Origin of the sequence: Stenotrophomonas bentonitica (genome assembly GCF_002887735.1) — a bacterium.
GTDB lineage: Bacteria > Pseudomonadota > Gammaproteobacteria > Xanthomonadales > Xanthomonadaceae > Stenotrophomonas > Stenotrophomonas bentonitica_A.
The window spans coordinates 254412-267486 of the sequence record NZ_PKQP01000003.1 but is presented as its reverse complement, the minus strand read 5'-3'; the positions used below and the strand labels follow the sequence as shown (position 1 = coordinate 267486).

Annotated in this window: 10 protein-coding genes and 1 tRNA gene; 9 read left to right on the top strand and 2 right to left on the bottom strand. The window is 62.2% G+C overall.

Going from position 1 to position 13075, the window contains the following annotated elements; genetic code table 11:
• Window positions 1-29 precede the first annotated feature (29 nt).
• Window positions 30-1385 carry a Gfo/Idh/MocA family protein gene (locus tag C0R07_RS08340; RefSeq protein WP_070472452.1) on the top strand — a complete coding sequence of 452 codons (1356 nt, stop codon included), beginning with the start codon at window positions 30-32 and terminating at the stop codon, window positions 1383-1385.
• Between the two features lie 144 nt (window positions 1386-1529).
• Here C0R07_RS08340 and C0R07_RS08335 read toward each other — a convergent pair.
• Window positions 1530-1606 (bottom strand) — tRNA-Arg (locus C0R07_RS08335).
• Window positions 1607-1764: 158 nt separating this feature from the next.
• Between C0R07_RS08335 and ubiA the strand changes: the two genes are divergently transcribed.
• The 3 genes from ubiA (at window position 1765) to C0R07_RS19895 (ending at window position 4615) form a co-directional block, all read left to right on the top strand.
• Window positions 1765-2658: a 4-hydroxybenzoate octaprenyltransferase gene (gene ubiA, locus C0R07_RS08330; protein WP_102788644.1), complete on the top strand. Its 894-nt coding sequence runs from the start codon at window positions 1765-1767 to the stop codon at window positions 2656-2658.
• 154 nt (window positions 2659-2812) lie between these two features.
• Window positions 2813-4204 (top strand): TIGR00366 family protein, encoded by a 1392-nt coding sequence (locus tag C0R07_RS08325; protein ID WP_167390344.1) that lies wholly within the window; start codon window positions 2813-2815, stop codon window positions 4202-4204.
• Between the two features lie 267 nt (window positions 4205-4471).
• Window positions 4472-4615, top strand: coding sequence for a hypothetical protein (locus C0R07_RS19895; RefSeq protein ID WP_167390338.1), 144 nt, complete (start codon window positions 4472-4474; stop codon window positions 4613-4615).
• A 64-nt stretch (window positions 4616-4679) separates the two neighbouring features.
• Here C0R07_RS19895 and C0R07_RS08320 read toward each other — a convergent pair whose 3' ends face one another.
• Window positions 4680-5351, bottom strand: coding sequence for a VOC family protein (locus tag C0R07_RS08320; RefSeq protein ID WP_102788642.1), 672 nt, complete (start codon window positions 5349-5351; stop codon window positions 4680-4682).
• Between the two features lie 387 nt (window positions 5352-5738).
• Between C0R07_RS08320 and C0R07_RS20290 the strand changes: the two genes are divergently transcribed.
• The 5 genes from C0R07_RS20290 to C0R07_RS08300 all read left to right on the top strand — a co-directional run bounded on the left by C0R07_RS20290 (window position 5739) and on the right by C0R07_RS08300 (window position 13070).
• Entirely contained in the window at window positions 5739-5855 is a 117-nt protein-coding gene (locus C0R07_RS20290) for a class III lanthipeptide (protein ID WP_217350016.1), read from the top strand.
• Window positions 5856-6138: 283 nt separating this feature from the next.
• Complete coding sequence (lanKC, locus tag C0R07_RS08315; protein WP_102788641.1) at window positions 6139-8847, top strand: class III lanthionine synthetase LanKC; 2709 nt, start codon at window positions 6139-6141, stop codon at window positions 8845-8847.
• A gap of 16 nt (window positions 8848-8863) precedes the next feature.
• Complete coding sequence (locus C0R07_RS08310) at window positions 8864-10525, top strand: ABC transporter transmembrane domain-containing protein (protein ID WP_254427810.1); 1662 nt, start codon at window positions 8864-8866, stop codon at window positions 10523-10525.
• Window positions 10525-11844, top strand: a complete 1320-nt coding sequence (locus C0R07_RS08305) for an ABC transporter permease (protein WP_167390343.1) — start codon at window positions 10525-10527, stop codon at window positions 11842-11844. The genes C0R07_RS08310 and C0R07_RS08305 overlap by 1 nt, the downstream gene beginning before the upstream one ends.
• A gap of 11 nt (window positions 11845-11855) precedes the next feature.
• Window positions 11856-13070: an ABC transporter permease gene (locus C0R07_RS08300; RefSeq protein ID WP_102788638.1), complete on the top strand. Its 1215-nt coding sequence runs from the start codon at window positions 11856-11858 to the stop codon at window positions 13068-13070.
• The last annotated feature ends 5 nt before the right edge of the window (window positions 13071-13075 follow it).

Below are 13075 nucleotides of genomic sequence, written 5' to 3'. Positions count from 1 at the left end.
CGGCGCGATCTTCACACGAGGTACTGTCCATGAAACGCAGAGAATTCATCGCCGCCAGCGCGGCCGTCGCCGCCACCAGCCTGCTGCCGAACACGCCCGCCTGGGCGCGCGGTCGCAAGGTACGGCTGGGCCTGATCGGCACCGGCATGCGCGGCCAGGTATTGTTGAAGGAACTGGTCCGCCGCGATGACGTGGAGGTGGTCGCGCTGTGCGACATCGAGCCGATCATGCTCAAGCGCGGCATGGACATGGTCGCCAAGGCCGGCAAGCCGGCGCCCAAGGCGTACGGCCAGGACGGCGACGTCAACGCCTGGAAGCGGCTGATCGAGCAGCGCGGCCTGGATGGCGTGGTCATCGCCACGCCCTGGGAATACCACGCGCCGATGGCGATCGCGGCCATGCAGGCCAAGGTCGCGGTGGGCTGCGAAGTGGTCGCCGGCATCACCCTGCAGGACCACTGGGATGTCCTCAAGACCCAGCTGTCCACCGGCACCCCCTACATGCTGCTGGAGAACGTCTGCTATCGCCGCGACGTGATGGCGGCGCTGCAGATGGTGCGGCAAGGCCTGTTCGGCGAACTCGTGCACCTGCAGGGCGGCTACCAGCACGACCTGCGCGGGGTGAAGTTCAATTCCGGCGACCCCAGCCAGCCCTATGACAGCGGCGTGGAGTTCGGCGCCAAGGGCTGGTCCGAAGCCCGCTGGCGCACCGAGCACTCGGTGAAGCGCAACGGTGAGCTGTACCCCAGCCACGGCATCGGCCCGTGCGCGATGTACACCGGCATCAACCGCGGCAACCGCTTCACCCATATCAACGCTTTCGCCAGCAAGGCGCGCGGTCTGCATGAGTACACCGTGGCCAAGAGCGGCGGCACCACCCATCCCAGCACCAAGGTGAACTTCAAGCTCGGCGACATCGTCACCACCACGCTGGCCTGCGAGAACGGCGAAACCATCCTGCTGCAGCACGACACCTCGCTGCCGCGCCCGTACTCGATGGGCTTCCGCGTGCAGGGCACCAAGGGCCTGTGGATGGATGTGAACCAGTCCATCCATATCGAAGGCCGCAGCCCGCCGCACAAGTGGGAACCGTTCCAGGCCTACCAGGACCAGTACGAGCACCCGCTGTGGAAGCAGCACGCCGCTACCGCGGCCAGCGCCGGCCACGGTGGCATGGACTGGTTCGTCATCCATGCCTTCGTGGAAGCCCTCAAGGCCAAAGCACCGATGCCGATCGACATCTACGACGCGGTCACCTGGAGCGCGATCACGCCGCTGTCCGAGCAGTCGATCGCCAACAGCTTCCAGACGCTGGAGTTCCCGGATTTCACCGCCGGCCTGTGGAAGCAGCGCAAGCCGATCTTCGCGTTTGATGGGACGTACTGAGCAAGACTGACGTCGCATGGCCGGTACCGGTGCGTACCGGCCATCCCGTGCGTGCATTGACCCGGTCGGCCAGGCGATGGCGCGGCCCAGCCTGGGCGCGATCAGCGCAGGCGGAGCAATGAACACAGGGAAGCGTGGCAAGGATGGTGCGCCCGGAGGGATTCGAACCCCCGACCAATGGCTTCGGAAGCCACTACTCTATCCGGCTGAGCTACGAGCGCGTTGTGTCCTGCATCCCGCCGGGCCGCCTGATGGGGCCACGGACCGCCAAAGCGGCGCGGGAGGAGCATTCTATCCGTAAACGCCGCGCAGGTCTGCCCCCTGCATCGATGCACCGGGCGGCGGCGCGCCCGGCCAGCCCAGGCGGTATCCTTTACCGATGGCTTACGAACGTTTTGAAGCGCCCGAAGCGGCGCCCCCGTCGCGCTGGCGGCACTACTGGAAGTTGATGCGCGCCGACCGCCCGATCGGCACCCTGCTGCTGCTCTGGCCCACCTGGTGGGCGCTGTGGCTGGCCTCCGGCGGGCTGCCGCCGCTGTGGACGCTGTTCGTGTTCACCGCCGGCGTCTGGCTGACCCGCTCGGCCGGCTGCGTGATCAACGATTACGCCGACCGCTGGCTGGACCCACACGTCAAGCGCACCAAGGACCGCCCGCTGGCCAGCGGCGCCGTCTCCGGCCGCGAGGCGCTGGCCCTGTTCGCCGGGCTGATGATCGTCGCCTTCGCGCTGGTGTTGACCCTGAACTGGCTCACCATCGGCATGAGCTTCATCGGCGTGTTCCTGGCCGCCAGCTACCCCTACCTGAAGCGCTACACCCACCTGCCGCAGGTGTACCTGGGCATGGCCTTCGGCTGGGGCATCCCGATGGCCTTCGCCGCGGTGCAGGGCGAGGTGCCGGTGATCGGCTGGCTGCTGTACGGCGCCAACATCCTGTGGTCCACCGCGTACGACACTTGGTACGCCATGGTCGACCGCGATGACGACCTGAAAATGGGCTCGCATTCCACCGCGATCCTGTTCGGCGATCTGGACCTGGTCATCCAGGGCATCCTCTACGCGCTGTTCGTGGGCACGATGGCGCTGGTCGGCCTGCGCGCCGGGCTGGGGTTCTATTACGGCCTGGGCGTCGGCGTGGCCGCCGGGCTGATCGCCTACGAGTTCTGGATCGCCCGCAAGCGCGAGCGTGACCCGTGCTTCAAGGCCTTCCTGCACAACAACTGGGTCGGGGCGGTGCTGTTCGCCGGCATCGCGGTGTCGCTGGCGCTGCGCTGAGGGGCGACCCGACCAACGGTCGGGTGCTACCGGTAACGCGCACTACGACCATTAGGCGACTGACAGCGCCGTGGCCAGCGCCCAGAATCCCTCCCATCGAATGATCGGGGAGGGCGGGGCAATGAACACGTCGACGGTGGTGCAGGACGGCTGGATGGCGCGCGCGGCACTGCGCTCGGCCGCCTGGGCGGAAAAGTGGTTCCCTGATGCGTACGTGTTCGCGGTGCTCGGCGTGGTCATCGTCGCCGCCGCCGCGATGGGCTTCGGCGCCACCCCGCAGGCCACCGCTACGGCATTCGGCGAGGGCTTCTGGAGCCTGATCCCCTTCACCATGCAGATGGCCTTCGTGGTCATCGGCGGCTATGCCGTCGCTACCGCGCCGATCGTCGCGCGTTTCATCGATCTGCTGGCCCGCGTCCCCAGGACCGGCCGTGGCGCGGTGGTCTACGTCGGTCTGATCAGCATGCTCGCCTCGCTGCTCAGCTGGGGCTTCTCGCTGGTGTTCGGCGGCTTGCTGGTCCGCGCACTGGCCCGCCGCGAAGCACTCCACATGGACTACCGCGCCGCCGGTGCCTCGGCGTATCTCGGCCTGGGCGCGGTCTGGGCGATGGGCCTGAGCTCCTCGGCCGCGCAGCTGCAGGCCAACCCGGCCAGCATGCCGCCCGGCCTGGTCGAGATCACCGGCGTGCTGCCCTTCACCGAAACCATCTTCCTGTGGCAGTCGATCGCGCTGACCGCCGCGCTGATCCTGGTCTCGCTGCTGATCGCCTGGCTGACCGCCCCCGGGGCCGCCTCCGCGCGCACCGCCAAGGACTTCGAAGGCGCCGCCCGCGCCGAAGCCGAGCCGCTGCCGCCGCGCACCCGACCCGGCGAGTGGCTGGAGTACAGCCCGCTGCTCACCGTGCTGCTCTCGCTGCTCGCGTTCGGCTGGCTGTTCGGCGAGTTCGCCAGCAAGCCGGTGGTGACCGCCATCGCCAACCTCAACACCTACAACTTCCTGTTCATCTCGCTTGGTCTGCTGCTGCACTGGCGCCCGCGCAGCTTCCTCAACGCCGTGGCCAAGTCCGTCCCCAGCACCACCGGCGTGCTGATCCAGTTCCCGCTGTATGGCGGCATCGCGATGATCCTTACCCACGCCACCGGCAGTGGCGATGAGACGCTCGCGCATCGGCTCTCCACCCTGTTCGTGCATATCGCCACCACCGACACCTTCGCGCTGGTGATGGGCGTGTACTCGGCCGTGCTCGGCTTCTTCGTCCCCTCCGGCGGCGGCAAGTGGATCATCGAAGCGCCGTACGTGATGCAGGCGGCCAACGAACTGAAGGCCCATCTGGGGTGGGCAGTACAGGTCTACAACGCGGCCGAGGCGCTGCCGAACCTGATCAACCCGTTCTGGATGCTGCCGCTGCTCGGCGTGCTCGGCCTGAAGGCGCGCGACATCGTCGGCTTCACCTGCATCCAGCTGCTGGTGCACATCCCGCTGGTGCTCGGCCTGCTGTGGCTGCTGGGCATGACGCTGACCTACGTGCCGCCGGTGATGCCGTGATCGTCATCTGCGCGTCATCTGCAGACGTTGGCTCAGCGATGCCCTGTTCAGTCGCACGACGAGGCATTCTGTGGGAAGCGGAATAAGGGAATTCGAACCGTTCATATGCGGGTCAACGCCTACTGCGACATGGGGTCTGCACTCGTTGAAAAGGTTGGCGTGGAGACGTTGACGAATTCGTCTACAAACCCCCACACGTCGTTAACCTCGCGCTGCAGAGGATGGCCCGGACCGCGACATTCCGTTTGCGGCAACCGGAGAATCGAAATGGCTCAGCAGAACCAGCAGAACCCGAATCAGCGCGGTGAGCAGCAGGAAAGTGGTCGCGGCCAGCAGCAGCAACAGCAGCAGGAACAGCAGCAGCGCAACCAGAACCAGCAGCAGGGCGGCCAGCAGGACGAGGAAGAGTGAGCCCAGCCGGCTGTTGTGTGAACTGAAGCCCCGCTCCGGCGGGGCTTCGTTCGTCCGGGCCTGCTCAGGCCGAGCGCAGGTGCCAGCCCAGTGCCGCGTCTTCGACCACCGCGCCCGGCACCACGTCATGCAGCACCACGCGGATGCCGCGCGCATTCGGCAGCACCTTCTGCTCGGGGAACCAGCGGCGGGTGGCATCGACCACGATCAACAGGCCTTCGTCATCGCCGAGTGGTGCGAAGTGCGGCGTGGGCTGTGACAGCGGCGCCAGCCCGAAGGCGATCTGTGCGTTTGCCTGCACTTCACCGACGTGTTCAGCGGGCAGGCCGACCTCGCTGATGCAGGTCATCTCGCTGCCGTGGAACCCGCCCTGGCACTCGCCCGCAGGCAAGCGTCGCCGCGCGATCAATTCCAGGATCAGGCCGTCCGGCCCGGTGAAATAGATCGATTCCGAATCCCAGCGGCCATCGAACGTGAAGTGGTCATGGCCTTTCAGATCGCGCTGCAGGGTGGCGCGTGCTTTGAGCCAGTCGGTGGCCGCCTCGAAGCGATTGGCGGGCACGTTGAACGCCAGGTGCACACCGCCGACCGGGTTCGATCCTGCGGGTTGCAACTGCAGGGTGCTCCAGCCGATGCGCACGGCCGAGCCCTCGACCGGCAGCTGAAGTTCATCGCGGAAGTACGCCACGGTGGCGGCGACATCGGCCACAGGGAGATCGATCTGATGGATGCGCATGGTGCGGGAGGCCTCGCGTAGATACGTCGACATTCTGCTGGATAACCGGGGCGCGCGCTATGCGTTGATCTGATCACATGGACGCCGTTACAAGGGCATTTCCTACTTCATTACGCGGAGAAGACCGGCTACTCGCTTGGCTACGAAAGGCGTTGAATATTCGTCAACGCCTTCGCCCCTTCGCGGACGTTTATCGGCAGGAAAATCAACCGCAATCCGCAATCCGCAATCCGCAGTCCGCGGCGCTACACGGTCCATTACGGTTGTTGCTGTTTCGTAATGCCCATCTATCTGCGCAACTGAAATGCCAGTGCGCAGTGTCACCGACTGATTCGATACACAATCAAGTCAGATCGGATTCTTCGTTTCATAATAAGGAGATATCTCATGAATCGCGTACTCAATCTGCAGCGCCTAGCCTTGGACACCAATACCGGCACGATGGGAAACAGCTCGGGTAGCTCGACGCACACCTGCTGCGGCGCCGGGAGCGTGGATCGTTAACCACCGCCTGTGACTGATGTGAATAATCGTGGGTGTGGAACGCACCCACGATTCAGACCTTCAGTGATCGGCTTCCAAGCTGGAGATCCTGCCTGACGGTGGGCAAGGTGAGAGGAGGAGCTCTCACCCCGGCGTCCTACCTGCGACATGCGTCTCAGGATCGCTAGCCGGCGTATCCAGCCGGAGAGGGGACCGCTGCCCGATGTCCTTCCCGCAACAGTGTTGGACACCGCTTGGCTCAATACACGGGTCAAGCGCCGAGCCCGTTCAAGGAGCGCGCGCCATGGCATCTGAAAATCTGACACTGCGGGAACTTCGGCACGTAGACAAGATCACCTTCATCAATAGCGATGATCGCTTCTATGAGCCGGATTACGACCATTACACGCCGGGCGATGAGCTCGCCGCAATCGTGCGACCACTACTGGCAGCGCATGGGCGTGGTTGGGAAATTCGCCGGAAGAATGTTTGGTCGCACGTGACGCCTGGTGGCGATGCTCAGGTGCGCTCTCTTCCCATCCAAGGGTGGAAGATTCACCTGTCGGCGATCGAGGGCAATTGCCGCGCCATGCTGGCTGACGCTGCGGCGCTGTTGCTGGAGCAGGATGTCCAGTTCAAGTTCGCGAACGATTGCCGGACGATGAGGATGATGACATCCAAGCGATGGCCCCGGGGAGGGTCCGGAAAGTTCATCACCGTCTATCCGCACACGGAGGGCGAATTCATCCAGGTGATCGAGGCGCTTTACCAGGCGCTTGGCGCCCGGACCGGCTCCTACATTCTGTCCGACAGACGCTACAAGGACAGCCGCTGCCTGTACTACCGCTATGGCGGCATCATCCAGGTGAGCCACCTGGACATCATGGGTAAGCGGATACCGATGCTAGTGGGGCCATCGGGAGAGCACATGCCTGACCGCCGGAACCCATACTTCGAGAGTCCGCCGTGGGCTCAGGATCCGTTCCCGAGTGATGAGGATGAAACTGACGACCGATCCCTCAATGGGGGACGATATCTCGTCGAAAGCGCGCTGGGCTTCTCCAACACGGGAGGTGTCTATCTGTCGGTCGAGCGCGCTACCGGCCGACAGGTGGTCATCAAGGAGGCACGTCCTCATGTCGAGCTTTACGAGAACGGCGGGGATGCGACTACCCGTCTCAAGCGCGAGATGGAGAACCTGAGCATCCTGAGTTCCTTGGGTATCGCGCCAGCGGTCCTCGATATGTTCTGGGACTGGGAAAACCTCTACATGGTCGAAGAGTACGTCGATGCCCATGACATGCGTCAGGTCATGCTGCAGTTCTCTCCATTGATGAAAGTACGCCCGACGCTGGCGGACAGTGATGCGTTCTACGCGATGTACAGGGACATCTTCGTCAACCTCGTGCGTGCAGTTGATCTAGCTCATGGGGCGGGCATGGTGATCGGTGACTTGTCTCCTCCCAATATCCTTGTTGCCAAGGACAGTCTGGCAGTCCGCCTGATCGATCTTGAGGCCGCGTTTCGACCCGAGCTCGGAGAGTCAGAGGACATCCACACACCTGGATTCCGGAGCAAGCTTAAGAGCCGGGCAAGGATCAGCAGCTACGAAGATGACAACTATGCCGTGGCTGCCATCATGATGTACGCCATGTTCCCGATCGTCGCCATGGCCTACATCAGAGATGATCTATTCGATACAGTGCTGCCTGAGATTGTGTGGGATATCGGCTGGGAGGACACGCCCGTCATGGGGGTCATCCGTGACCTCGCACGAGGCAAGGTCAGCCTGAAAGAGGCGGAGGAACGGCTGCTGCAGCCGGTGAGCATTCGCCAGCCCTATGCCTCCAGAGCTGGTAAACGCCTTCCCGCTGACAGCGTGCTGAAGAGGCTGGCCGCCTTCATCCAGGTCAATTATCGCCTCGACCCGAATCACACGCTCTTCCCGTGCGATCCATTCGCGCTGGCGACCAACGGTAGCAGCCTTGGTTTTGGGTCATCAGGGGTGATCTACGCGCTCATCCGTGCCGGAGTGGAGGTGCCCCAAGCTGCATGGGATCGGCATCTCGCCGAGGTCTCGAGCCTGAACAGCCAGAATGCGGCACCGGGCTTCCTTACCGGCCTCGCGGGGATCGGTTGGGCGCACCTGGCAATGGGAGAGGCCGCCACTGGCCTCAGCTTTGTGGACCAAGCCAACAGGAGTGCGCAGAAAATCACACATCCTTCGCTGTACTACGGGATGGCGGGCTTGGGTTTGGCCGATTTGGCCGCCTACGTGGTCTCTGGTCACCATCGCTATCTTGACCTGGCCCTGGAGCTCGCGGCACAGCTCGAGTCCTCCGCGCTTCGGAGCAACGACGGGCTGTATTGGGAAGACGATGGAGTCGTCCGAATTGGCTTTGGCTATGGACAATCCGGTATCGCTCTTTTCTTCCTTCGGCTGTCACAGGCCGCCGGGGACCAGCGCTGGCGAACTCTGGGCAAGGCTGCCCTGTGCTACGACCTCGCTCATGGCCATGAGCTGGAGGCAGGGGTGACGACATTTGCCGCTGCTCCAGCAGGGATCACGACTTATGAGCATTACATTGAGCAAGGCACCGCCGGCATCGTCAAGGTGGCCATCCGGTACGGACTTTGGGAGACGGTGGATAAGCTCGTACTAGATCTGCACAGAAAGTACGCCGGCTTCGCAGGCCTCATGTATGGCTTGGCTGGCCTCATCGACACGCTGGTTGATGCTCACGTGTACTCCGGAAATCCGAAGTATCTGGAAATGGCCCAGCGTGCCTACCAAGGCCTTACCGATCTCTATGTTTTCGGGGACGACGACATGGCGGCGGTGCCTGGAGAGAACCTCTTCCGCATATCGTGTGATTATGCAACTGGAATGGCCGGGGTCATACGCGCCATCCAGAGGCTCAGTGCTCCCGATGGCGATGACTTCTGCTTGGATGTCATGGACGGGCCACTGCTGAAGCGCATTGGTGCGCACGCTGTCCAAGCGTCTGCGTGATCGCGAGGAGAGCGCAATGAAATTCGCAGCCCGAGGACAAGGAGTGCAGGCTGCCTCCACTGCCAAGACTAGCGTGAGAGACTTCGCTCGGCTGTTGGGCGGCGATCGACGTGAATACATCGGCGTGACTGCTGCAGGTGTGCTGATCGGCGCTGCCGAAGGCCTGATTCACCCCTTGCTGATCAAGGCAATTCTTGATCATGCGTCGTCCAGCGGCGAAGTTGAAAGGGTGATTATTTTGGTGCTCGGCTATCTGGTGCTTGGCATATCCCTGAATGCCGGCGCCTACGCCACCTCGTTGTGGCAGCAACGCCTGGATAACAGGATCGTGAGGCGAATCAGTGCGGATCTGCTTGGAGCGTTCTACACCGAAAACTACCGTCGTTTCCTCCGCAATGGGGTCGGGCACTACGTATCGCGCATACGAGCGGATGTAAAGGATGGGTTGGTACCGATGCTTGCGTTGGTGCGAGTGCTTGCGACGAAGATCTCCATGTTGCTGGCCCTGGTCTCCGCATTGATTCTCATCTCCTGGCAAGCATTTGCCGTGCTGGTTGTCATCATTCCCGTGGCGACAGTCGTGAGCTTGTCTGTCGGCAACAGAATCCGCCACCTGACATCGACCGAGCGTGAAAATGAAGCCGACGTGCTCGGTGTGCTGACCAAGGCCGTTGGAAGCATCAAGATGGTTTGCGGCTTTGGGCTTGTGAACAAGACGGTCAAGGAATTCGATAACGGTATGGGCGTGTTGCTTGATACCGGCTACACGCGATTCAAGGCCGTCCGCACCCTGCAGGGTGCCAGTGACCTGACCATGGTGCTGTCGGATGTCTGCTCGATCTTTGTTGGCGCGTTGTTCGTCCTTCAGAGAAAGATGACGTTCGGCTCATTCATTGCCTTCATTAATTCATTCTGGCGGGCCGCGACGACATTGATCGCGATCTTCAAGCACTGGGCCGAGCTCCAGAGCCATGGCGCAACCGTTCATCGGATCACCCAATTCCTTCATGGTCACGAGACGCCTGATTTCGACGTCTGCGACGGCGTGATCGCCATGGATGTTGGCTTCTCCTACAACGCGGCCGACGTGCTGCGGGATGTATCGGTGGCCTGGAAGGCCGGGCGCCGCGTTCTTATCACGGGCGACAACGGATCCGGGAAGACAACGTTTGCCAACATTCTGGCAAGATGCCTGTACCCGACGCAGGGGCGCGTTTTGCTTCCTTCCCGGATCAGTGCAGCTACGCTGCCACTTGCATTTCCACCGCTGAGGGTTGGACAGCTTGACGTCGAGCAGCGCCTGCTCCAGTCCTTTAGCCTGGACTGTCCGGAAATCCTAACGGCCTATCCCGACCAGCTGTCAGCCGGGCAGCAGCAGAAGCTCGCATTGGCCATGGTGCTGAGCAAAGCAGCGGATCTTTATGTGCTGGATGAGCCCCTTGCAAACTTGGATACCAGCGCTCAGGACGTCGCGATGCGAGAGATCATGGCATGGACCGAAGGCGGAACCCTAGTGATGATCATGCATGGCGGCAGCCGGTTCCGAGACCTCTTCGACGAATGTCACCACCTTGGGTCGCCGGAGCAGCCCTCACCAAGTGTGTTCAGCCCCGACCAACCGCGGGCGACGTCAGGAAGACAGAGAACCTTGGTGGCGAACCACGGAAATGCTTCATGATGATTTTCTACTACGTCAAGGTCGCTCTGCACAATGCAGCGAGAAGCAAGGTCGTCACCGGATTGATGGTTCTGGCGATCGCCGTCGGTATTGGTGCCTGCATGGCTACGCTGACCGTCATGCGACTGCTGTCGGGCGATCCACTTCCGGGAAAGAGTGCCCGCATCTTCTACCCTCAGGTCGATGTGAACCCTGCTTCCAGAGGACGCGAGCCGTATGACGTACTGGATTACCGGACTGCCCACGATCTGTGGTCGTCCAGCCAGGCCGACAGGCAGACGATGGTCGTGTCGAGCCCGGTGAAAGTACGATCAGATCTGGCCGGTACCGTTCCATTGATGGTGTCTTCGACCTCGACCACAGCCGACTTTTTCCCGATGTTCGAGGTGCCGATTCAGTACGGGCGAGCGTGGACGCAGGAGGACGATGGGCGGCGCAGCCGGGTAGTTGTCATATCCGATCGCCTGAATCGGCAACTGTTTGGAGGTCGTGACAGCGTCGGTCAGACCCTCACGGTCAAAGATGCGAAGCTGCAAGTAATAGGCGTACTCAAGCCATGGCGCCCTGCGCCCCTGTTTTACAAAATCCGAGGGGGGCGCTTCTCTGGTGGCAAGACCTCGGGATTCTATGGCGCAGCCGATGATGTCCTTCTCCCGATGTCAGCGAGCCTTGAGATAAACGAAGGGGACTTCCAGCCCTTTACGTGCTGGGCCGCCCCAGAGCGCACCGGCGTCCTGCAGGGGTCACCGTGCGTGGCGGTCGGTGTATGGGTGGAGCTTGGCAGTCGGGAGAAGGTCGCAAATTACCGTCGCTATCTCGCCAACTATGCCAGCGAGCAGAAGCGCCTGGGTCGTATTGCGCATGACCAGAACACTCGTATGCCATCGCTGATGGAGTGGCTGGACTTCAATCGCGTCGTACCCAGTGATGTGAAGGTTCAGGCCGTTCTGTCATTCGCTTTTCTCATCATCTGCTTGGCGAATGTCGTGGGCCTGTTGCTGGCCAAGTTCATGAGGCATGGCGGGGAGATTGGACTGCGGCGGGCGTTGGGAGCGAGCAGGACAGCGGTGTTTACGCAGTGCCTTGTGGAGGCGGGGGTCATTGGCATCATTGGTGGGGTCGCTGGCCTGCTTCTGACTCTGTTCGCCTTATGGGCGATCCGCATCCAGCCGGTGGCATACGCAGACCTGATACGCCTGGACGTCACCATGTTCATCGCTACGTTTGTCCTGTCTTTGGTGAGCAGTTTGCTGGCCGGTGCCCTTCCGGCCTACCGGGCCAGCTCGATCCAGCCAGTGGCCCAATTGAAGCTGCTATAGCGGAGTCCATCATGCAAGTGGGAATCATCGTCGCCGCCCTGCGAAAGCATCGATTGGCCACGTTTCTGATAGCAGCGGAGATTGCACTGGCATGCGCAGTGCTCTGCAATGCAATCTTCATGTTTATGGAAAGACGTCGGGCACTGAATCTGGACAGCGGGATCCAGGAGTCTGCGCTTGGTGTCGTTCAACTCTCTGGTTTCAGCTCGGACAACGCCAATGACATCAATGCCCGTGTGATGAGTGCCCTCAGGGCGATTCCCGGTGTCGAGTCGGTGGGGGTGATAAGCGCTGTGCCTTTTGGAGAGCCGGGAATCCGGGCCGGCGTGAGCACCGACGAGGCGCTGGAGCAACCTGGTGGCGTGCTGGATTTCTACCTGGGAGACTCCGCTGCGCTCCAGGCGTTGAGCTTGAGGCTTGTCGCGGGCAGGATGCCAGAGCCGGCGGAGTACACACCTGTTGCGCAGTACGTCCCTTCGAATGCGCCCGTGCTGATCACCCAACAATTGGCGGAGCGCTATTGGCCCGGCCAGAGCGCCGTGGGGCGGAGCCTGTGGGCGTTGGATACGCGATTCACTGTCATCGGCGTCGTCGAGCATCTCATCATCTCGCAACCCGGCGGCGGCGAGGCCTTGGGAAATGATTGGTCCCTCTTCGTGCCAGCAAGTCCTGGGCCATACCTTGCAGGACGTTACATCGTTCGAGCAATGCCCGACGATCTCCCGCGGGTATTTGGCCAAGTAGCAAGGGTGGTGTCATCTGCCGCCCCTGATGTGGTCTTCGATCAATCCGCCAGTCGAACGTTGAGTGAGCTCCGTACAGAGTTCTTCCATGATGCAACGGTGATGATGGGACTTCTGGCGGGCGTCATCGCCGCGCTCCTCGGTGCTACTGCACTCGGCATCGGCGGGTTGGCGAGCTACTGGGTGGAGCAGCGCCGCAAGCAGATCGGTATCCGCCGCGCATTGGGAGCAACACGATGGGACGTGCTTCGCTACTTCCAGATCGAAAATTTCATGATCGTGAGCGTCGGCGTCGCCGCAGGCCTGGTGCTGGCCTACGGACTGAATCTGGCGCTGATGCGCTTCTATGAATTGCCCCGGCTGCCCGCGATGTACTTGCCACTTGGCGCCGCGGCGCTATGGATACTCGGCCAGTTCGCAGTACTTGCGCCGGCGCTGAAGGCATCGATGATCACGCCTGTTCAGGCGATCCGGTCGTTCTGAATTGA

Bases quoted from the DNA above. Each gene is read 5' to 3' on its own strand.
- C0R07_RS08325 (WP_167390344.1), top strand. From the start codon at position 2,813: ATGGCGCGCGCGGCACTGCGCTCGGCCGCCTGGGCGGAAAAGTGGTTC.
- C0R07_RS08320 (WP_102788642.1), bottom strand. From the start codon at position 5,351: ATGCGCATCCATCAGATCGATCTCCCTGTGGCCGATGTCGCCGCCACC.
- lanKC (WP_102788641.1), top strand. From the start codon at position 6,139: ATGGCATCTGAAAATCTGACACTGCGGGAACTTCGGCACGTAGACAAG.
- C0R07_RS08310 (WP_254427810.1), top strand. From the start codon at position 8,864: ATGAAATTCGCAGCCCGAGGACAAGGAGTGCAGGCTGCCTCCACTGCC.
- C0R07_RS08300 (WP_102788638.1), top strand. From the start codon at position 11,856: ATGCAAGTGGGAATCATCGTCGCCGCCCTGCGAAAGCATCGATTGGCC.
- C0R07_RS08340 (WP_070472452.1), top strand. From the start codon at position 30: ATGAAACGCAGAGAATTCATCGCCGCCAGCGCGGCCGTCGCCGCCACC.
- C0R07_RS08305 (WP_167390343.1), top strand. From the start codon at position 10,525: ATGATTTTCTACTACGTCAAGGTCGCTCTGCACAATGCAGCGAGAAGC.
- C0R07_RS20290 (WP_217350016.1), top strand. From the start codon at position 5,739: ATGAATCGCGTACTCAATCTGCAGCGCCTAGCCTTGGACACCAATACC.
- C0R07_RS19895 (WP_167390338.1), top strand. From the start codon at position 4,472: ATGGCTCAGCAGAACCAGCAGAACCCGAATCAGCGCGGTGAGCAGCAG.
- ubiA (WP_102788644.1), top strand. From the start codon at position 1,765: ATGGCTTACGAACGTTTTGAAGCGCCCGAAGCGGCGCCCCCGTCGCGC.